17 protein-coding genes are annotated in these 20,258 nt (G+C 73.4%); 11 read left to right on the forward strand and 6 right to left on the reverse strand.

The window, feature by feature from the left end; all coding sequences use genetic code 11:
• The first annotated feature begins 5 nt into the window (after positions 1-5).
• From ACSMX9_RS26985 to ACSMX9_RS27015, 7 genes are read left to right on the forward strand one after another with little or no spacing between them, the layout of a single operon-like run.
• Complete coding sequence (locus tag ACSMX9_RS26985) at positions 6-1,388, forward strand: diaminobutyrate--2-oxoglutarate transaminase (protein ID WP_445397800.1); 1,383 nt, start codon at positions 6-8, stop codon at positions 1,386-1,388.
• On the forward strand, positions 1,385-2,965 hold the full coding sequence (locus ACSMX9_RS26990) for a pyridoxal phosphate-dependent decarboxylase family protein (RefSeq protein WP_445397802.1): 1,581 nt from the start codon (positions 1,385-1,387) through the stop codon (positions 2,963-2,965). Before ACSMX9_RS26985 ends, ACSMX9_RS26990 begins: the two co-directional genes overlap by 4 nt.
• Complete coding sequence (locus ACSMX9_RS26995; protein WP_445397804.1) at positions 2,962-4,728, forward strand: IucA/IucC family protein; 1,767 nt, start codon at positions 2,962-2,964, stop codon at positions 4,726-4,728. Before ACSMX9_RS26990 ends, ACSMX9_RS26995 begins: the two co-directional genes overlap by 4 nt.
• Positions 4,725-6,086, forward strand: a complete 1,362-nt coding sequence (locus tag ACSMX9_RS27000; protein ID WP_445397806.1) for a lysine N(6)-hydroxylase/L-ornithine N(5)-oxygenase family protein — start codon at positions 4,725-4,727, stop codon at positions 6,084-6,086. Before ACSMX9_RS26995 ends, ACSMX9_RS27000 begins: the two co-directional genes overlap by 4 nt.
• Positions 6,083-7,432 (forward strand): MFS transporter, encoded by a 1,350-nt coding sequence (locus ACSMX9_RS27005; RefSeq protein ID WP_445397808.1) that lies wholly within the window; start codon positions 6,083-6,085, stop codon positions 7,430-7,432. The genes ACSMX9_RS27000 and ACSMX9_RS27005 overlap by 4 nt, the downstream gene beginning before the upstream one ends.
• Positions 7,429-9,243 carry an IucA/IucC family protein gene (locus ACSMX9_RS27010; protein ID WP_445397810.1) on the forward strand — a complete coding sequence of 605 codons (1,815 nt, stop codon included), beginning with the start codon at positions 7,429-7,431 and terminating at the stop codon, positions 9,241-9,243. The genes ACSMX9_RS27005 and ACSMX9_RS27010 overlap by 4 nt, the downstream gene beginning before the upstream one ends.
• Positions 9,240-10,598, forward strand: a complete 1,359-nt coding sequence (locus ACSMX9_RS27015; protein WP_445397812.1) for a glutamine synthetase family protein — start codon at positions 9,240-9,242, stop codon at positions 10,596-10,598. Before ACSMX9_RS27010 ends, ACSMX9_RS27015 begins: the two co-directional genes overlap by 4 nt.
• Before the next feature lie 78 nt (positions 10,599-10,676).
• Here ACSMX9_RS27015 and ACSMX9_RS27020 read toward each other — a convergent pair whose 3' ends face one another.
• Complete coding sequence (locus ACSMX9_RS27020; RefSeq protein WP_445397814.1) at positions 10,677-11,627, reverse strand: ABC transporter substrate-binding protein; 951 nt, start codon at positions 11,625-11,627, stop codon at positions 10,677-10,679.
• Positions 11,628-11,902: 275 nt separating this feature from the next.
• Positions 11,903-12,226: a hypothetical protein gene (locus ACSMX9_RS27025; protein ID WP_351245045.1), complete on the reverse strand. Its 324-nt coding sequence runs from the start codon at positions 12,224-12,226 to the stop codon at positions 11,903-11,905.
• Positions 12,227-12,719: 493 nt separating this feature from the next.
• On the opposite strand from ACSMX9_RS27025, the gene ACSMX9_RS27030 reads away from it, so the two are divergent.
• The 4 genes from ACSMX9_RS27030 (at position 12,720) to ACSMX9_RS27045 (ending at position 15,747) form a co-directional block, all read left to right on the forward strand.
• Positions 12,720-13,088: a hypothetical protein gene (locus tag ACSMX9_RS27030; RefSeq protein WP_351245047.1), complete on the forward strand. Its 369-nt coding sequence runs from the start codon at positions 12,720-12,722 to the stop codon at positions 13,086-13,088.
• A 315-nt stretch (positions 13,089-13,403) separates the two neighbouring features.
• Complete coding sequence (locus tag ACSMX9_RS27035; RefSeq protein ID WP_351245049.1) at positions 13,404-13,955, forward strand: nitroreductase family protein; 552 nt, start codon at positions 13,404-13,406, stop codon at positions 13,953-13,955.
• Positions 13,918-14,256, forward strand: a complete 339-nt coding sequence (locus ACSMX9_RS27040; protein WP_445397816.1) for a DUF6092 family protein — start codon at positions 13,918-13,920, stop codon at positions 14,254-14,256. The genes ACSMX9_RS27035 and ACSMX9_RS27040 overlap by 38 nt, the downstream gene beginning before the upstream one ends.
• Positions 14,257-14,298: 42 nt before the next feature.
• Positions 14,299-15,747, forward strand: coding sequence for a tRNA-dependent cyclodipeptide synthase (locus tag ACSMX9_RS27045; RefSeq protein ID WP_445397818.1), 1,449 nt, complete (start codon positions 14,299-14,301; stop codon positions 15,745-15,747).
• Between the two features lie 43 nt (positions 15,748-15,790).
• Here the strand turns inward: ACSMX9_RS27045 and ACSMX9_RS27050 are convergent, their stop codons facing one another.
• The 4 genes from ACSMX9_RS27050 to ACSMX9_RS27065 all read right to left on the reverse strand — a co-directional run bounded on the left by ACSMX9_RS27050 (position 15,791) and on the right by ACSMX9_RS27065 (position 20,225).
• Complete coding sequence (locus tag ACSMX9_RS27050) at positions 15,791-17,311, reverse strand: alpha/beta hydrolase (RefSeq protein ID WP_445397820.1); 1,521 nt, start codon at positions 17,309-17,311, stop codon at positions 15,791-15,793.
• 101 nt (positions 17,312-17,412) lie between these two features.
• Positions 17,413-18,510 (reverse strand): response regulator, encoded by a 1,098-nt coding sequence (locus ACSMX9_RS27055; protein WP_445397822.1) that lies wholly within the window; start codon positions 18,508-18,510, stop codon positions 17,413-17,415.
• Complete coding sequence (locus tag ACSMX9_RS27060) at positions 18,503-18,724, reverse strand: hypothetical protein (RefSeq protein ID WP_445397824.1); 222 nt, start codon at positions 18,722-18,724, stop codon at positions 18,503-18,505. Before ACSMX9_RS27060 ends, ACSMX9_RS27055 begins: the two co-directional genes overlap by 8 nt.
• A gap of 148 nt (positions 18,725-18,872) precedes the next feature.
• Complete coding sequence (locus ACSMX9_RS27065; protein WP_445397826.1) at positions 18,873-20,225, reverse strand: chloride channel protein; 1,353 nt, start codon at positions 20,223-20,225, stop codon at positions 18,873-18,875.
• Positions 20,226-20,258: the final 33 nt, after the last annotated feature.

Here is a 20,258-nt window from a genome sequence, read left to right on the forward strand (position 1 = left end):
TGACCATGACCGTCCACCCCGCCGAGCGCACCGCCACGGGCGCCGCCGAGATCCTGGAGCGCCAGCGTTCCCGGGAATCCTCGGCCCGCACCTACGCCCGCTCCTTCCCTATCGTCCCCGCCCGTGCCGAAGGCATGTGGGTGGAGGGCACCGACGGCCGCCGCTACCTCGACTGCCTCTCCGGCGCCGGCACCCTCGCCCTCGGACACAACCATCCCGTGGTGCGCGAGGCCATCCAGCGCACCCTCGACTCCGGGGCCCCGCTGCACGTCCTGGACCTGGCGACCCCGGAGAAGGACCGCTTCACCGACGCCCTGTTCGCCACCCTGCCCCGCGGCTTCGCCGACCGGGCCCGCGTCCACTTCTGCGGGCCCGCCGGAACCGACGCGGTCGAGGCGGCCTTCAAACTGATGCAGACCGCCACCGGACGCCGGGGCCTGCTCTCCTTCGGCGGCGCCTACCACGGCATGACCGCCGGCGCCCTCGCCGCCTCCGGCGGGGTCGCCACCCGCACCCCCGTCCCCGGCATCGCCGCCGACGTGACCCGCTTCCCCTACCCGTACCCCTACCGCTGCCCGTTCGGCGTGGGCGGGGAACAGGGCGCCCGCCTCTCCAGCACCTACATCCAGCGTCAACTGGACGACCCCAACGGCGGGATCGTCCAGCCGGCGGCGATGATCCTCGAAGCCGTCCAGGGCGAGGGCGGCGTGGTGCCCGCCCCCGACGACTGGCTGCGCGAGGTGCGCCGCATCACCGCGCAACGGGACATCCCGCTCATCGTCGACGAGGTCCAGACCGGGGTCGGGCGCACCGGTGCCTTCTGGGCCGTCGAACACAGCGGCATCGTTCCGGACGCCATGGTGATGTCCAAGGCGATCGGCGGCAGCCTCCCGCTCGCCGTGCTCGTCTACCACCAGGACTACGACGGCTGGCTCCCCGGCGCGCACACCGGCACCTTCCGCGGCAACACCCTCGCCATGGCGGCCGGAGCCGCGACCCTGGAGTACGTGGCCGGGCAGGGGCTCGTCGAACGCGCGGCCACCGTGGGAGCCCTGATGACCGCTCGGCTGGAGGCCCTGCGCACGGCGCTGCCCGCCATCGGCGACGTCCGGGGCCGTGGCCTGATGCTCGGGGTCGAACTCGTCGACCCCGAGGCCGAGCCCGACGCCTGCGGTGCCCGCCCGGCCGACCCGCAGACCGCGGTGCAGGTGCGGGCCGCCTGCCTGGAACGCGGGCTGATCGTGGAACTGGGCGGACGCTACGACGCCACGGTCCGACTGCTGCCGCCGCTGATCATCTCCGACGAGGAGGTCGAAGCGGTGCTGGACCGGCTCACCGACGCCATCGCCACGGTCACCGCACTGCGCAGCCCGGGGGCCCCGGCATGACGCACGACCTCGCCGTCCCCCCGGGCAGCGGCTCCGCCACGGTGGACGCCCCGCCCGTCGACCCCCTTCCCGCCGCGCCGGTGACCCCCGCCGGCCCCACCGGCCGGGCCGCCGCCCTGTCCGGGAGCACCGCCGGGCCGGCCGCCCTGGAGCCCCTGGTCCGCACCGTGCTGGACGCCCTCGCCGCCGGGGCGGCCCGCCGCCGCGGCCCCCTGCCCGCCGGCGCCCCCGAGGAGGGGGCCGCCGAAGTCGTGGCGGCGCTCGCCGCCGCGCACGGGGACGGGGCCCTCGGCCTGCTCACCGAAGCGCTGGCGCACGGCAGCGCCGACCCGGCGGACCCGCGGTGCGCCGCGCACCTGCACTGCCCGCCGCTGGCCGTCGCGGTCGCCGCCGACCTCGCGGTGTCCGCGCTCAACCCCTCCCAGGACTCCTGGGACCAGGCCCCCGCCGCGACCACCCTGGAAACGCAACTCCTCCAGGAGCTGGCCGCCCTGGTCGGCTACGACCCGACCACCGCGGCCGGGGTCCTCACCTCCGGCGGTACCGAGTCCAACCTGATGGGCCTCATGCTGGCCCGGGACCGGGTCCTGGGCCGGGCGACCGACCGGCAGATCGAGCTGACCGGAGTGGCGGGCAGCACGCTCCGCCCCCGGATCTTCGCCTCCGCCGCCGCCCACTTCTCGGTGGCCCGCTCGGCGGCCCTGCTCGGCCTCGGGGAGGACGCGGTCGTCGCCGTCCCGGTCGACCACGAGCTGCGGATGCGCCCCGAGGCGCTCGCCGCGGCCCTGCGCGAGAGCACCGCGCGCGGTGAGGTGCCCCTGGCCGTCGTGGCCACCGCCGGAACCACCGACACCGGCGCCGTCGACCCCCTCCACACCTGCGCCGACCTGGCCGCCGAACACGGGGCCTGGCTGCACGTCGACGCCGCCTACGGCGGCGGTGCGCTGCTGTCCGACGCGCTCGCCCCGCTGCTGGACGGCATCCACCGGGCCGACTCCGTCTCCCTGGACTGGCACAAACTCGGTTGGCAACCGGTCGCGGCCGGCGTCTTCCTCGCCCGCGAGGCCCACACCTACGCCTCCCTCGCACGCCGGGCCGTCTACCTCAACCCGCAGGACGACGAGGAAGCCGGCTACCCCAGCCTGCTCGGACTCTCCCTGCGCACCACCCGCCGCGCGGACGCCTTCGGCATCGCCGTCACCCTGCGCACCCTGGGGCGCAGCGGACTGGGAGCCCTGGTCGACACCTGTCACGCCCTGGCCCGGCACGGCGCCGAGGCGGTCCGGGCCGAACCCCGGCTGGAACTGCACGCCGACCCGGTGCTGACCGCCTTCCTCTTCCGCTACCTGCCCGAGGACCCCGACCCCGTGCACGCCGACCGGGTGAACGCGGCCCTGCGCCGCCGACTGCTGCGCGAAGGCCGGGCCGTCGTCGGCCGCACCGAGCTGCCCGGCGAAGGCCCCGGACGCGTCCGGCTCAAGCTGACCCTGCTCAACCCGCACACCACCCCCGCGGACCTGGAACACCTGCTGCGGACCGTGGTGGCCGCCGGCCGGACCGAGGAGGAGGACCGGTGAGCACCCGGCACCCCGTCACCCCCGACCCGCTCGACGACCCCGACCCGCTCCGGGCCGGCGACGCCGCGGCCACCGAAACCCTGGTCCGCGCCTACGTCCGCGAGACCGGCACCGAAGTCCCGCCGACCGGAGGGACGTTGACGCTCGACCTGCCGGCGAGCGGACTGACCCTGTCAGTCCCGGTGCGCCACCGCTCGACCACCGGCTGGCACCGCTTCGGCATTCCGCGGCCGAAGGGGGGCGGCCCCGAGGCCGACGCCGCCCTGGTCGCCGCCGCCCTGATCCGGGAGACCACCGCGGACCGCGGCGTCGGTCCGCACCTGGGCACCGACGCCGCCGCCCGGGTGCTGAACTCCGCCCGCCGCACCGCCACCCACCTCGCCCACCGGCGTGCCGAGGGCGAGGCGGGCCACGGCCCCACCCCGTTCCTCGACGCCGAACAGGCCCTGCTCCTGGGGCATCCCTTCCACCCCGCCCCCAAGAGCCGTGAGGAGGCGTCGGACGCCGAACTGGCCGCCTACTCGCCCGAGGTGCGCGGATCCTTCCCCCTGCACTGGTTCGCCGCCCACCCCGATGTCGTGGTCGGCGACAGCGCGGACGCCCGCACCCCGCAGCAGCTGCTGGCCCCCTCGGCCGCCGGCCTCCCGGTGCCCGAGGGCTGGTCCGCCGTCCCCGCCCACCCCTGGCAGGCCCGGGACGTGCTGGCCCGGCCCGAGGTCGCCGCCCTGGTGGACGCCGGCCTGCTGCGCCCGCTCGGCCCCGGCGGCCCCGCCTGGTACCCGACCTCCTCGGTGCGCACCGTCCACCGGCCGGACGCCGAGGTGATGCTCAAGCTCTCCCTCGGCATGCGGATCACCAACTCCCGCCGCAACAACCTGCGTTCCGAGATGCACCTGGGAGTGCGGGCCAGCCGGCTGCTGGCCGCGGGGCCGAACGACTGGCTGCGCGCCGAACACCCCGAGTTCGGCGTCCTGCGCGAGTTCGCGTGGATCTCGGTCGGCCCCGACGGCCCGGAAACCGGACTGGAGACGGCCTTCCGCGACAACCCGTTCCGCGGCACCGGCGCCCCCGAGGGCCAGTGCGTCGCCGGACTCCTGGCCGAGCGCACCGGCCCCGGCGACGGCCGCCCGCCCCGCCACCGCGCCCTGCTCTGCGAGGCCGTCGAACGGGCCGCACGGGCCGCCGGCACCACCCCCGCCGAGGCGTCCCGGCACTGGCTGGAGCGGTACCTGCGGGTCCTGGTGGTCCCGCTGATCCGGCTCCAGGCCCGCTACGGCATCGCCCTGGAACCCCACCACCAGAACGTCCTGGTCACCCTGGACGCCGACGGAGTGCCGTGCGCCGGCTGGTACCGGGACAGCCAGGGCTACTACCTCGCCGCCTCCCGGGCCGAGGACGCCGAACGCCTGCTGCCCGGCGCCACCGAGGGGGTGGAACTCGTCTTCGACGACGCCTTCGTCGACGAACGCGTCGCCTACTACCTCGGCGTCAACAACGTCCTCGGACTGGTCGGCGCCTTCGGCGCCCTCGGACTGGCCGACGAACGGGACCTGCTGGGCGTGGTGCGCGAGGTGCTGGAACGACTGCGCGCCGCCGAACCCGCCGCCAAGGGCCTGCTGGACCTGCTGCTCGACGCCCCGGTGCTGCGCTGCAAGGGCAACTACCTGACCTGCGTCGACGGACTCGACGAACTCGTCGGGGACGTCCACACCCAGTCCGTCTACATCGATCTCCCCAACCCGCTCACGGAGGCCCCGCGGTGACCGCCCCCACCCCCGTCGACCAGCACGCCCCGTACGACCTCCTGGGCGTGGGCATCGGCCCCTTCAACCTGTCCCTGGCGGCGCTGGCCGACTCGGCCACCGACCTGAACGCCCTCTTCCTCGACTCCCGGCCCGGCTTCTCCTGGCACCCCGGCATGCTGATGACGGGCACCACGCTCCAGGTGCCCTTCCTCGCCGACCTGGTCACCATGGCCGATCCCACCAGCCGCTGGTCCTACCTCAACTACCTGCGCCACCACGACCGGATGTTCCGGTTCTTCTTCTCCGAACGCTTCCACATACCGCGCCGCGAGTACGACGCCTACCTCCGCTGGGTCGCCGAGGGCCTCGACTCCTGCCGCTTCGACTCCGAGGTCACCGCCCTGGAGTGGGACGAGCGGGCGGACGCCTTCGCCGTGACCTACCGCACCGGGGGCGCCGAACACCGGGTGCTGGCCCGCCAGGTCGTCCTGGGCGTGGGCACCGACCCGGTGCTGCCGAGCGCCCTCGCGGACCTGTCGACGGGCCCGCACGCCGCCCGCGTCCTGCACAGCGCCGACTACCGCACCCACCGCGCGGCGCTGGCCACCGCCACCGACGTCACGGTGGTCGGCTCCGGCCAGTCCGGCGCCGAGGTCGTCCTCGACCTGCTGCGCCACCAGGACGGCGAGGGCCTCGGCGGCCCGTACGTCCGCTGGCTCGCCCGCACCCCGGCGTTCGCCCCCATGGAGTACTCCAAGCTCGGCCTGGAACACTTCACCCCCGACTACGTCCGACACTTCCGGGCCCTGCCCGAGGCCACCCGGGAGCGCCTGGTGGGCGACCAGTGGCAGCTCTACAAGGGCGTCAGCGGGGACACCCTGGGCGAGATCTACGACGAACTCTACGAACGCACCATCGGCGGCGGACAGCCCCGGGCGTCCCTGCACCCCGACACCGCGGTCGTGGCCGCCGCCCCGGAGGACCGCGGCTACCGCCTCACCTGCCGGTCCGGCCAGCAGGACGAGGAGTTCGAGGTGCACACCTCCGCCGTGGTCTGCGCCACCGGCTACCGGGCCTCCCGCCCCGCCTTCCTCAAGCCCCTCGCCGACCTCGTCGCCTGGGACGCGCAGGGCCGCTACCGGGTCGACGGCGCGTACCGGGTCGCCCTCGACGACCGGATCACCGGAACGCTGTACGTGCAGAACGCGGAGATGCACACCCACGGGGTCGGCGCCCCGGACCTCACCCTCGGCGCCTGGCGCTCCGCCACCATCCTGAACGCCGTCACCGGCCGCCCGGTCCTGCCCATGGCCGAGCGGCAGGCGTTCACCACCTTCGGCGTGCCCGCCCCGGAGTCCGAGGGCGGGCCACGGTGACCGTCGCCGGGCGCCCGCGACGCGACGGACGGCAGGCCCGCACGGTCCTGCTGTCCGTCATCGGCCTGCACCTCGTCGCCGAGACCGCCCTCACCCCCTTCCTGCCGCAACTCTTCGACCGGCTCTACGGCATCGAGGACCCGCAGGCGACGGGGGTCTACATCTGGATCTGTCGCATCGTCGGACTGGCCGCCCTGCCCCTGTGGGGCCTGGCGGCCCGCCGCTGGGCGCTGCACCGGCTGGTGCTCGCCGGCCTCTGCGGCTCCGCGGTCTTCGACCTGCTGCTCGGCATGGCACCCGACTACACCGCCTACACCGTGCTGTCGACCCTCGTCGTCGCCACCAACAGCGCCCTGCTGCTGGCCTATCCGGCGTTCATCGCCGAGCACGGCGACGAGTCCGCGGACGGCGAACGGGGCAGGCTCGCCGGAGTGTGCACCCTCGTCGTCGTCTTCCACCTCTCCGTGGTGGTGTCCACCCTCGTGGGCGCCGGGGTGCTGGCCCTGCCCGACCCCCGGTTCGGCATCTCCGCCTTCGCCGTGGTCGACCTGGTCCTGGCGGCCTGGACCTACCGCATCCTGGGCCGACGCCCCACCGCCCCGCTCCACCCGCCCGTGGCCGTGCCGGTGGGGGACGGAGCCGCTCCCCGCACCGCTCCGGTCCCGAAGCGTCGGACGAACCGCCGGGCCTGGTGCACCGCGCTCGCCTTCGTCGCCCTGATCGGCGTCGCCTTCGACTTCTCCGTCAACGTGTCGCGCCCCTTCCTCACCGCCTTCTCCGAGGACCTCGGCAGCGGTTCCGTCGGCTCCGCCGTGCTGTTCTTCCTGCCGAGCCTGTCGGCGCTCGCGGTGCTGCCGCTGGTGCGCCGCTGCCACGCCCGGTTCGGCGACCGCCTGCTGCCGGCGGCCCTCGCGGTGGGTGCCCTCGGGCTCGTCTGGTCGTTCCTCGCCGACTCGCTCCCCGCCCTGACCGCCGGCCGCCTCCTGTACGGGGTCGGCCTCGGCCTCGGCCAGGTCGCCGTCGAACTGTGGGTGTTCCGCGCCACCGGCACCGAAGGCCCCGCCTACACGGCGGTGGAGACCGTGCGCAACGCCGGTCTGCTGCTGGCCCCGCTGGCCGCCGCGGCGGCCGTCACCCACGACCTGGCCCTGCCTCTCGCGATCGCCGCGGCCGTGCAGTTCGGTGCCGTGCTGCTGGCCCTGCGGCCCCGCCGGCCCGCCGCCGAACCGCCGGCGGCCGAGGCCCCGCCGCACCCCCGACCCCCGGCGACCGCGAGCCCTGTGCCCGCCGTCGCAGAACCCGCCGCCTTCGCGGCCCTGGCCCGAACCGAGGAGAACCCCCTATGAACAGCGCAGTCCGCGAAGCCTGGGACGAGGCGGGCCGACGCCTGCTCGGCAAGGCGGTGGCGGAGTTCGCCTACGAGGAACTCCTCGTACCCGTCCCGGACCCGACCGCCGGAGCACCGGACGCGTACCGACTGGACTTCGCCGACGGGGTGCACTGGACCTTCCGCGCCGCCCGCGGCACCTTCGCCACCTGGCGACCGGTGCCCGGCACCCTGCGCCGCCACCCCGAGCCCGCCGACGCCACCGAGCCCGGCCCCGAGCACCTGCTCCTGGACGCCCGGTCCGTGCTCGGCTGGGACGGCCCCACCACCGCGGAGGTGCTCCGCGAGTTGACGGCGACCCGGCGCGCCGAAGCCGAGGTGCTGGCCCGCGGGGTGCCCGCCGCCGACCTCGCCGACCTGGACCACCTGGACCTGGAGGCGCACCAGGACGGCCACCCCTGCATGCTGCTCAACAAGGGGCGCCTCGGGTTCTCCGCCTCCGACGCCGCCGCCTACGCCCCGGAGGCCCGGGGCGCGGTGCGACTGCTGTGGTTGGCGGTGCACCGCACCCTCGCCTCCTACTCCGGGGTGCCCGGGCTGGACGCGGACACCCTCCTCGGGGAGGAACTGGACGAGGGGACCCGGCGGACCTTCGACGGGGCCCTGCGCACCGCCTGCCACGACGGCGCCCTCGACCCGGCCGACTTCCACTGGCTGCCGGTGCACCCCTTCCACTGGGACGAGGCGGTCGCGCCGCTCTTCGCGCCCTACCTCGCCGAGGGCCGGATGGTCCTGCTGGGCGAGGGGCCCGATCGCTACCGGCCCCTCCAGTCCATCCGCACCCTGGCCAACCTCGACCACCCCGGGCGCCGCAACGTGAAGGTGCCGCTGCTGATCCGCAACACCCTGGTGTGGCGGGGGCTGTCCACCCGGCCGACCGAGGCCGCGCCGGACGTCAGCGCCTGGTTGCACGCCGTGCGCGAGGCCGATCCCTACCTCCGCGACGAGCTGCGCTTCCACCCGCTGGGCGAGGTGGCCGGGGTGGCCGTGAGCCATCCGCTGTACGAGTCCGTCCGGGACGCCCCGTACCGCTACCACGAGTTGCTGGGCGCGGTGTGGCGCGAGCCGGTGACCGGGCTGCTGCGCGAGGGCGAGCGCGCCCGGACCATGGCCGCCCTGCTGAAGGTCGGCTCCGACGGACGGTCCCTGGTGGCCGAACTGGTCGAGCGGTCGGGCCTGGCGCCCCGGGACTGGCTGGAACGATTCTTCGCGGCATTGCTCCCCGGGCTGCTCCACTACCTGTACCGCTACGGCGTGGCCTACTGCCCGCACGGCGAGAACACCGTCGTCCTCTACGACGCCCACGACCGTCCCCTGGGCATCGCGGTCAAGGACTTCGCCGAGGACGTCAACCTCCTGCCCGGCCACCACCCCGAGTACGAGGCCCTGTCCCCGCGCGCGGACGCCCTGCTGCTGCGCTGGCCCGCCGCCGAACTGGCCCACTCGCTGCTCAGCGCCGTGTTCGCCGGCCACTTCCGCTTCTTCGCCCCCCTGGTCGCCGAGCAACTCGACGTTCCCGAGGAGGAGTTCTGGGTGATGGTCCGCGCCGAGGTGGTCCGCTACCACGAGCGCTTCCCGGAACTGGCCGACCGCTTCGACGACTTCGGACTGCTCGCCCCCGCCTTCGACCGGGTCGCGCTCAACCGCGAACAACTGCTCGGCGGCGGATTCCACGACCGTGCCGAGAAGGACGAGGGCTTCGACGTCGTCCACGGCACGGTGCCCAACCCCCTGGCCCACCCGGCCGCCCCCGCCGAGGAGCGGATATGAGCGACGCACCCTACGCCCGGCTGCGCGAGGACGCGGCCCACGGACGCATCGACGAGGTCATCGTCGGCGTCCCCGACCTCCAAGGCCGCATCCAGGGCAGCCGGCTGTCCGCGCCGTACTTCCTCGACGAGGCGGCCCGGAACGGATTCGGGGCCTGCGTCTACCTGTTGGCCGCCGACGTCGACATGAACACCGGACCCGGCTACGCCCTCGACGCCTGGCGCAGCGGCTTCGGGGACCTCGTGCTCCACCCCGACCCCGCCACCCTGCGCACCCTGCCCTGGGACGAGGGGACCGCACTGGTCCTCGCGGACGCGGTGGGGCAGGACGGCGAGCCGGTGGAGGTCGCCCCGAGGCAGGTCCTGCGCACCCAGCTCGACCGGCTCGCCGCCCGCGGGCTCACCGCCTTCGCCGGGACCGAGCTGGAGTTCCTGGTCTTCGGCGAGTCGTACCGCACGGCCTGGGAACGCCGCTACGCGGGGCTGCGGCCCGCGACCGACTACAACGTGGACTACTCCCTCCAGGGACTCTCGGCGATCGAACCGGTGACGCGCCGCATCCGCCGCGAGATGGTGCGCGCCGGCCTGAGCATGGAGACCGCGCGGGGCGAGTGCCACCCCGGCCAGTACGAGATCGTCTTCCGCTACGCGGAGGCGATGACCACCTGCGACAACCACGTCTTCTTCAAGTACGGGGCGAAGCGGATCGCCGAGCAGGAGGGGGTCGCGCTCACCTTCATGCCCAAGTACGACGAGGGCGAGGGCAACTCGTGCCACATCCACCTCTCGCTGCGCGGCACGGACGGCTCCGCCGTGTTCGCCGATCCCTCGGCGGCGGACGGGATGTCCGAGCTGATGCGCCACTTCGTCGCCGGACAACTCGCCTGCCTGCCGGACTTCGCGCTGCTGATGGCGCCGAACGTCAACTCCTACAAGCGGCTGAAGCCCGGGGCGTTCGCCCCGACCGGGATCGCCTGGGGGCGGGACAACCGCACCTGCCCGATCCGGGTGGTCGGCACCGGCCACTCGCTGCGGATCGAGCACCGGGTGCCGGGCGGCGACGCCAACCCCTACCTGGCGGTGGCGGCGGCGGTCGCGGCCGGGCTGCACGGCATCGAGAACGCGTTGACCGCGCCGCCGCCGCACGCGGCCAACGCGCTCGCGGACGCCTCGGTGCCGCAGTTGCCGGGCACGCTCACCGAGGCGCTGCACCGCTGGGAGAACAGCGAACTCGTCGCGAAGGTCTTCGGCCCCGAGGTGGTGCGGCACTACGCGCAGGCCGCCCGCACCGAACTGGCCGCCTTCGAGACCGCGGTGACGGACTGGGAGCGGGTCCGCGGCTTCGAACGCCTCTGACCCCTGCCGTCGAAAACGGGTGGGCCCGGTCACGGAACTTCCGTGACCGGGCCCACCCGGTGGTGCCGGGGGAGGAGCCTAGGACAGCTTCTCGCCCATCTGGTCCAGGATCTGGCCGGCCCCGGTGTAGCCGATGCCCAGCATCCACAGGTTGTCGTCGACCTTGAAGGTCTTCCCGTCCTTCACCGCGCCCAGCTTCTTCCACAGCGCGCCTCCGGTGGTGGAGGTCTCCTTGGCCTTCGCCGGGTCGCCGTAGGTGGAGTAGAAGATGACGTCCGCCTCGGCCTCGTTGATCCGCTCGGGGCTGACGTCGAGGGAGAAGCCCGTCTTGTCGACGTTGTCGGGCCGCCCCACCTTGAGGTCCTTGAGGATGGAGCCGATGAACGTGTCGTTCATGTACAGACGGGTGTCGGCGCCCTCCAGGAAGCGGACGAAACCGACCGTGGTCCCGGCCGCCGCGTCGGCGCCGCCGAGGGCCTCGGTGACCTCCGCGATCGACTTCTCGTAGTCGGCGACGACCTTCTCGGCCTCCGCCTTCTTCCCCAGGACGTCGGCGTGCAGGGTGAAGTTCTTGCGCCAGTCGGGCCCGGTGGTCTCGGTGAAGACCGTCGGGGCGATCTTGGACAGCTCGTCGTAGTTCTTCTCGTCCCGCGCCTTGCTGCTGATGATCAGGTCCGGCTTGAGGCCGTGGATGGCCTCCAGGTTGGGCTCCGAGATCAGGCCGACCTTCTCGATGCCCTTCAGCTTCGCCTCGGGCAGGTAGGTGGAGAGCGGCGCTCCCCCCTCGGCGGTGACGGCCCCGACCGGGGTCACCCCCAGGGTGACGGCCGAGTCGAGGGCGTCGGTGTCGAGCACCACCACCCGCTTCGGGGTTCCGGGCACCTTCACGTCCCCCATCACGGTGGCCACGGTGCGCTGGTCGCCTCCGGCCTTCGGCTTCTCCTCCTCCTTGTCGGAGCCGCAGGCGGACAGGGCGAGCGCGGCCACGGCGGCGAGGGCCGCGGCACGACGGGTACGGATGGTCGACATGGGTGGGGACGCCTTTCGGGGCAGGACCGTTGGCTCAACGGGACGAGTTAGGTAAAGCTCACCTTAGTATGATCGATGGGTGGGTGCGGTCCGATGTCCCGACTCGTTATGGAAGCGTGTGCGAGCCGGGGGTGGGGCGGGCCCGGTTCCGCCGTCCGGACGGACAGCACCCGGCCGCGCGTGGTGGTCCGCCCGGTGGCGGGCCCCGCGCGCCTCCGGCGGGCGCACGCGACCGGGGCCCACGAGGGGCCGAGCGGGCGCACCGGGCGGCGGGGTCAGGAGGTGAACAGCACCGACATGAAGGCGCTGTCCGCGCTCCACTGCCCGGGGTCGAGCTCCTCCGCCACCGTCTGGCGACAGTTCTTCTCGACGTACAACACCGCCCGACGATCGGTGTTGTTGACCACCTTCCCCCGGGCGTTGCGGCCCACCGGGTAGCAGTTGCCGTCCATCGGGTGGGTCAGGGTGCGGGCGACGTCACCGGGCTGGACGTGGTACACGAATTCTCCGGTGGCGGCGTGGGCGCTCTGGGGGACGGCGACACCCAGGGCGGCGACCGCACCGAGGGCGACCAGGGTCGTGCCGGTTCTGCTCCTCATGGATTCCTCTCCGACGACGCGTCCCGCCCCGTGCGGTGCGGGACCGACAGTGATGTCCTACCCGCCGCCGGCCGCGTCCAAGGCCGCCCGCGAGCCGCGCCCGCCGGGGACGTGCGGGACGGTCCTCGGGTCGCTGCGGACGGGGTCGAAGTACCCCCGTGTCCCGGGAGCACGACCTGCAGACCGTCCTCGTCGCGGAGGGGCGGTGCCGGGTTACGACATTCACCGAAGAAGTTCTCCGAAAGCTCGCTGAACAAGGAATCGAAACGGTGGACCAAAAAGAGTAAAGCCGCTCAATCGAGGGCGACTTCAGGCGATCCGGTCATGATCATTCTGTGTCCCCGGAACTCTTTACTTTGCTTTGGCTCGATGGCAGGCTGACTTTCACTTCAGCCCCCCACAGGTGAAACCCTCACAACGCCCTTTCCCTCAAAGGGAATTGATGCCTGGGCTGAGTTCTCTTCATGTTGAGATCTCGGATCGAGGAGTAAAAATGAACCGTCGTGTCCGCGGTGCGTCCGTTGTGGCCACCCTGGTGGCCGGTGTCTCCGTCGCGCTGTCGAGCGGCACCGCCCAGGCCCAGGGCTCGTCCGACGCCCCCGGCTCGTTCAGCCTGATCAACATCAACGCTCCGCTGATCAACGGCCCGCTGATCAGCAACACCGGTGACATCGACTTCCTGGAAGACATCCTGGAGCACATCAGCATCCCGATCCTGGGACAGTCGGTGCACCAGATGTACGAGCAGGCCAAGTTCGAGGGCGGCTTGTTCGGCAGCAACAACAAGAGCAGCAACAACAAGAACGGCAGCAACGAGAGCAGCAACAACGAGAGTCGGAGCGAGGGCGGCGAGAAGCAGTAACCCGACCCCCGAGCGACGGCGCACTGAACGTCGACCCCGCGCACGCCCGCGCGGGGTCGACCCGTTGTCCGCGCCGTGCTGTTGGGGAATGTCCCGGGTCGTCAGGACGGTTCTCGCCACGCCCGAACGCATTCTGTCGAAAAGAAGACTTAACATCCGCGCGGGTGAACATCATCCCTCCGTTCGCCCGAACTCCACGGGACGTGCCAGAGTTCCTCCGGTGCCTCTCCCCACGGCACCCCGATCGACTTCTCCGGCCGCCCCGAGGCAAGCCGTCGGCGCACCTGCGGTCGGTGAAGTCCAGGGAGGAAGCGGTTGTCCACGCGGAATGCATCAGACCTCATCCAGGTGCTCGAAACGCGCAGCGCGGTACGGCAGTACACCGAACGACCCGTCGAGGACGCCGAACTGGAGCGCCTGCTCGACGCGATACTGGCCGCCCCCACCGGCGGCAACAAGCAGGCCTGGGCCTTCGTCGCGGTCCGCGATCCGAGGACCCTGCGGCTGCTGAGGGCCTTCTCCCCGGGGATCATCGAACCGCCGCCCCTGGTCGTCGTCGCCTGCTTCGACCGTTCGCGGGCGGTCAAGGACGACGGGGAGTTCTGGGACGAGGGGCTGCTCTGCGTCGCCATGGCCGTGCAGAACCTCCTCCTCGCCGCACACGCCCTCGGGTTGGGAGGCTGCCCCGCGGCGAGCTTCCGCCGGCACGCGGCCCGCATGCTGCTGGGGCTGCCGGACCACCTCGAACCCCTGCTCATGGTGCCCATCGGACAGCCGACGCGGGCCCTCGTGTCACCACCCCGTCGAGACCGCAGTGAGGTAGTCAGTTATGAGTTCTGGGGAAACCACAGCCTGGCCCGTCGATGAGGAACTCCTGCTGCTCGCGGCCTATCTGCTGAGCAGCGGGCGGGGACTGATCGACGAACCCCAGCAGTACGGCCCCTTCCGCTGCATCGACGCCGCCCGGCGCGTCCTCGTGCTGCTGCGCGGGCGCGGCGCCGTCACTCACGAGGAACTGGAGCGCGTGCACGCACAGTTGGAGGACTTCATGTGTGGGCCGATGACCCCGAAGGACCTGCCCGCCTTCCTCGACGAGGTGTGCGGGAGGCTCACCGTGCTGCTCAGGGACTCCGACCTGATCCAGCGGGCCCCCGCCCCCGTCGTCTGAGCACGGCGGCGAGGGTGCCGGTCGAAGAAGGACGACATCACCATGTTCGACGTCATGCCCGTCACGGGCACGTGCCGAAGGGTCCTGGAACGCGGTGACCACGCGCTCATCGGAGTCAGCACCGGCAACAGCTACTTCAGTCAGGACCGCCTCGGCTCCCTACTGGTCTGGGCCGAGCAGCGCTTCTCCCTGGTCGACGTGGTGTACGTCGACACCCACATCGACGCCATGCTCACGGCGACGGGGTTGGAGCCCGCACAGGCCCGCAGCCGCACCAAGAGCATGCTCAAGGACGTGCGGCGCAGGATCCGCCGCGCCCTGGAGATGACTTCGGGGGCCGCACACGGTCGCATCCGGGCGCGGCCCCTCTCCGAGTACCTCCAACTACCCCAGTACAAAACGGTGCTGGCGCGCCTGGAACCGACCCTGGGGGCGGACGGGCCCCTCGCGGAGTCCGCCGCGGCCCAGGTGCGCGAACTCCTGGTCTCCCATGTGCCGGACTCCGCCGAACCGGACCTGGCCGACGCCCAGATGCGGGCCGGCCTCGCCTATCTGCGTGCGGAACTGCCCTTCCTGCTGGACACGCCGGCCATCCTCGACGTCCCCTCCTCGGTCACCTGCTACCACAAGCTGATGCCCGTGGTCCAGGAGATGTTCGGGGGCCTCGGCTCCCTCCACCGCAACCCCCGCCAGGGGTTCCTCGTGGTGCGGCCCGCGCCACTGCGATCCCCGGACCGTCCCTGGTCACCGCCCTTCCCTACGAGGAGCAACGAGTTGACGCTCACCGAGCAGTACGACGAAATCTCCAGCGACTACACCGACGTGGAACGGGTGTTCAGCACCTACCGCACCCTCGTCGAGGAGCCCTCCCTGCTGAAGGCCCTCGGACCCGTCGACGGTGCGACGGTGCTGGACATCGGGTGCGGTTCGGGCGCCTACACCCGCCTGCTGAGCCGGCGCGGCGCCGAACGGGTGCTCGGCGTGGACGTGTCCCCCGGCATGGTGGACGTGGCGCGCCGGTGGGAGCAGCGCGACCCGCTGGGCGTGCGCTACGAGGTGCACGACGCGATCGACATGCCCGTGCTGGGCGCCTTCGACGCGGCGGTCGCGGTCGCCGTCCTGCACTACGCGGACGACCGCGAGGAGCTCACCCGGATGCTCGAACGGACCCGCGCCAACCTGGTGCCCGGCGGTCGCTTCGTCGCCTTCGTCGGCAACCCGCGGCTCCCCGCGGGCACCGCCCAGGTGAACGGACTGGTCGTGCACCGTCCCGACCGGGCCCGCGACGGCGACCCGTCCCCCCTCACCATCCCCACCACCCCGCCCACCACGCTGCCGGCGCGCTACTGGAGTTGCGGAACCATCGAGGAGACGCTGCGCGCCACCGGCTTCGACGACGTGGTGTGGGAGCCCCTCCAAGGGCTGCCGCCGGGCGTGGAACAGCCCGTCAACCTCCTGGTGAGCGCCCGAGCGGTGGTCGCCGGCACCTGACCGCACCGATCGGCCCCCGGCACTCCGGGGGCCGACGGGGCGATCAGGGTTCCCGCGGGCAGTGGACGTCGGTGGACGGGCGCACCCCGGTGGTCAGGAAGGCCGTCACGGTGCGGTCCGCGCAACTGTTCCCCGTGGTGAGGTAGGCCCCGTGGCCTCCCGCGTCCACACTGACCATCCGGGCCCGCTCGCCGAGCGCCCGGCGCATCCGCAGGGCACCGTCGTACGGAGTGGCCGGGTCCCGCAGGTTCTGCACCATCAGGACCCGGGACGGGCCCCGGTCGGTGATCCTGGTGGGCGCGTCGACGGGTCGCTCCCGCCAGAAGGCGCACGCGACGATGTTCTCCGGCTGCCCCGCGGTGAGCGGACGGGCCGCCCGGTCGGCGGCCACCGCCCTGCGGTAGTCCTCGACCCGGCCCGGGAACTCCACGTCGTTGCAGACGGTCGCGATCATGGCCGCGGCCTCCTCCTGTCCCCACACCGCGGTCAACTCCGCGGGGGGCTCCGGCACCCGGTCCTCCTGCACCGCCCGGATGACCCGCGCGAGCCCGGCGAACCCCGCCTCCGGCCCGCTCAGCGCGGACTGGAGGTGCAGCCGCAGCAGGTTGCCGGTGAGCCGCACGTCCCTGGACGCGGTGTCCCGGGGCGCCGCGTCCAGGGCCCCGGCCAGTGCGAGGAAGGTCGGACGCACCTGCTCGGGACGCTCGGCGACCCGGAGGGCGCCCCGGTCCGGGTGGGCGGCCCAGGCGGCGAAGTCGGGGAACCGGTCCTCGACGCCCCGCCCCAGGTTGGCGAGCCACCCCCGGCCGACCCTCCTCGGATCGGGGTCGCCGTTGCTGTCGAGCACCCAGCGGTCGATCCGGTGCGGATGGCGCTGTGCGTACACCGCGGCCACGTAGGCCCCGTACGAGGTGCCCCACGCGGACAGCTTCGGAACCCCGAGCGCCTTGCGGAAGGACTCGATGTCGCGCACCTCGTTCGCGGTGCTCATGCTGCGCAGCACCGGTCCGCCGGCACGGGCGCAGGCGTCGGCGACGCGCCGGGCCCGGGCGACGTTGGCGTCGATGGAACCGTCGGGCCCCGGCCAGGCCCGTGCGAGGTGGTGGAACCGCCGGTCGTCCTCCGTCAACCCGCAGCCGGCGCCGGTGCTGCCACCCACCCCCCGGGGGTCGAGGGCGACCAGGTCGTAGGCGTCCTTCAACTCGCGCTGGAGGGCGGCACCCCGCTGCGCCAGCCGCTGGACGCCCGAGCCGCCGGGCCCGCCGGGGATCACGACGAGCGTGCCCCGGCGGGATTCCGGCCGGTCGGAGACCAGCCGCGACACGGCCAGGGAGATCTGTCGACCGTCGGGGTCGCGGTGGTCCAGCGGCACGGTCAGGCGGGCGCACTCCTGCTGCTGGGGGCCGCCCGGCCGGGCGCAGCTCTGCCACGCCAGGTCGCCCGTCCGCACGGTGGACGAGGCCGCCGCCCGGGTGGTGGGGGCGACTTCGGCGACCGGGGCGAGCAGCCCCGCAAAGCCCGCGGACAGTGCCAGCAGTATGCCCGGAGTGGAGTAAGTCGTCATGGGGACAGCGTGATTGATGCTCCGTCAGTTACGCCCTCCGGCTGGCAGGGGGAAGGAGCTGGGGGTAGCACCAGCACGGTGCCGGGGGCTTGTGGGGGAGGTCACCGTCCACCGGCCCGCCGCTCCAGATGGATGCCGGTGAACACGGCGACCTTGGCCCGCAGCGCCCAGGGGTCGAAGGGCTTGCCCAGGTAGTCGACCGCTCCCGCCGCGTACCCCCGGGCCGAGTGCTCCGGGTCGGTGCCCATGGCGGTGAGGAAGATGATCGGCACGTCCCGGGTCCGGTGCCGCCGCTTGATGTGCGCCGCCGTCTCGTACCCGTCCATGTCGGGCATCTGGACGTCCATGATGATCACCGCGAAGTCGTCGTCGTCCAGCAGCGCCTTCAGCGCCTCCCGCCCCGAGGACACCGCCACCACGTCCTGGTCGAGCGTGGCCAACACCGCGGTCATCGCCAACAGGTTGTCCGCCTGGTCGTCCACCACGAGCACCTTCGGCAGCCTCCGCCGTTCCGAGGACGACCCCGCGGTCAGCACGGCGCCGCGTGGAGCCCGCTCCACCGCCTCCAACTGGCGCTCCAGCAGTCCACACCGCCTCTCGGCCTCCTCGTGCTGCTCCCGCGCCTGACGCAGCTCCGCGGCGAGGCGCGCCACCTCCTCGCGGAGCACGTCCCGCTCCCGCAGCAGCTCGGAGACGTCCGGGCACGCCGCCTCCAGGGCGTTGGCCCGGGCCCGTTCCGCGCTCCACTCGGCCTCCAACTGGCGCAGCCGCACCTCCAGATCGGCGATCCGGTGCATCCGGTCGAGCAGCGCCTCTCCCAGCGCGTCACCGCGGACCGTGGAACGACGGGAGTCCCGGTCGGCATCGGCGAGTTGGCGTTCCAGCACCTCCATGGCGTGCCGGGGCGAGCCGCTCGTGGCGACCGCGGCCCGGTGCAGGTCCCGCAGCAACTCCATCGCCCGCGGCGTGGCCGGGGTGCCCCGGTGCTCGGCCAGGTCGGTGAACAGGTCCGTCACCACGTCCCAGGGCGGCACCCGGGTACCGCTCAGATAGCGCGAGAGGGTGCCCGGATCACGGCGCCGACGCGCCGCGTACCGTCGCACCGACACCTCCAGGCCCTCGAACAGTTCGCGCAGCGCCTGGGCCAGGGCCCGCGCCTCCCGCGACAGGTCCGGTCCCAGCGGCCGCAACTCAGCCACGACGCCCCCGCCCCGCGGCCCGTTCCCCCGCCGGCTCGGGGGCGATCACCTGGTGGGCCACCGGCAGGGCGAGCCCGACCGCGGTCAGGGCGGCGAGCAGGCTACGGGCCGCGCCGTCCCCGGCGAGAGCGCTGAGCGCGCCCACCGCCGTACCCGTCAGCACGGCGAGCAGCAGCACGAGCGCCGTCCTCACCGAGAGCAGCGACCGGTCCATCGTGATCTCCTCTTCTCTCCGCCGCGGGCGCCTGAGCACACCGGACGGCAGCCGTTTCCCCCGGTACGACCCCGGGCGAGGCACAGCATGGAGGGTGCGGGGACCGTTGCGGGCGGCAACGGTCGGATCGGCAACGCCCGGAGCGGGCTCAGCCCCCCGGGCCGGCGCCCTCGGCCGGGGCGGAGGCGGGGGAGGGGTCGGTACCGTTGCGGGCCCGGAGCAGTTCGCCGGTGCCGAAGGCGACCACCGCGGACACCAGGACGACCGCCATCTGGTCCGCGGCGTCCGGGCCGAGCAACAGGGCCGCCAACACGGACGAGGTCACCGGCAGCCGGGTCACCGCGGCCGCGGCCGAGGCGATGCCGACGGCCAAGGCCGTCGTCGAGCCGAACCCGGGCATCGGGGCGAAGACCATCGCCAGCACCGGCCCCAGGAACACCGCCGGGAAGATCGGACCACCGCGCAACGCCCCCAGGCACACCGCCCAGGCGAGCCCCTTGAACAGCAGCAGCCACAGCAGCACCCCGACCGGCCAGGCCCCCGGGTCGGCGGCCAGCCGGGCCAGCGCCGCCTGCCCGGAGAGTGCGGCCTCCTCCGGCGACCGACCGGTGCACAAGCCGTACCCGGCGAGCAGGGCCCCGGCCACCAGGGCGCCCAGCACGGTCCGCGGTCCGGGGCGCTTCGCCGTCCAGTCGGCGACCCGGCGACCCAGCGCCAAGGCGGTGGACACCGTGGCCGCGATGACCACCGCGAGCGGCAGCCCCCACAGGAAGTCACCGGGGTCCAGGGTGTCGACCGGCGGCACCGACGGCAGCGTCAGCCCGCCGGTGTCGAGCCCCGTCCACCGGCCGAACCCGGTGAAGACCAGGGCGCCCACCCCGCTGGCCAGCAGTGTGGGCAGGATCAGCGCCAGCAGCCCGGGGCCGCCGAGCCCGGCCGCCTCGATGATCAGGACGGCGGCGACCAGCGGACTGCCGAACACGGTGGAGATCGCGGTGGCCGAGCCGGCCGCCCCCAGGACGGCGACGAGCCGGGGCGCCCGGGCGCGGCGGGCGGAGCGGACGGTCAGCAGGGCGAGCCCGCTGCCGAGCGCCATCAGGGGGGCCTCCGGCCCGAGCACCGCCCCGAAGGGCAGGCACACCAGCGCCGTGAGCACCACCCCGGGCAGCGCGGACGGCTCGGTGGCCCGACCGCTCAGACCCCGGGCGGGCACGTGGCCGCCGGCCCCCGGCAGTCGGGTGATGAGCAGGGCGGCCAGCAGTCCCCCGATCGCCAGCAGCGGCAACGGCCACCACCACGGGGCGACCGCATGGCCCAGCCGGCGCGGCAGGTGTTCCCAGAGCCCGTTCTGGAGGGCGTGCTCCAGGGTCAGGAACCCGAACGCGGCGAGCGAGAGCGGCACCCCCAGCAGCGCCGAGAGCAACAGCAGCCGCAGGTAGCCGGGGTCCCGGAGCACCTCGCCCACCGGACGCGCCCCGCTGGGAGGGGTCTCCTGAGCCATCCGCGACCTCGTCTCCTCAGCCCGCCGCACGGC

This window comes from Streptomyces sp. LE64, from assembly GCF_052606915.1.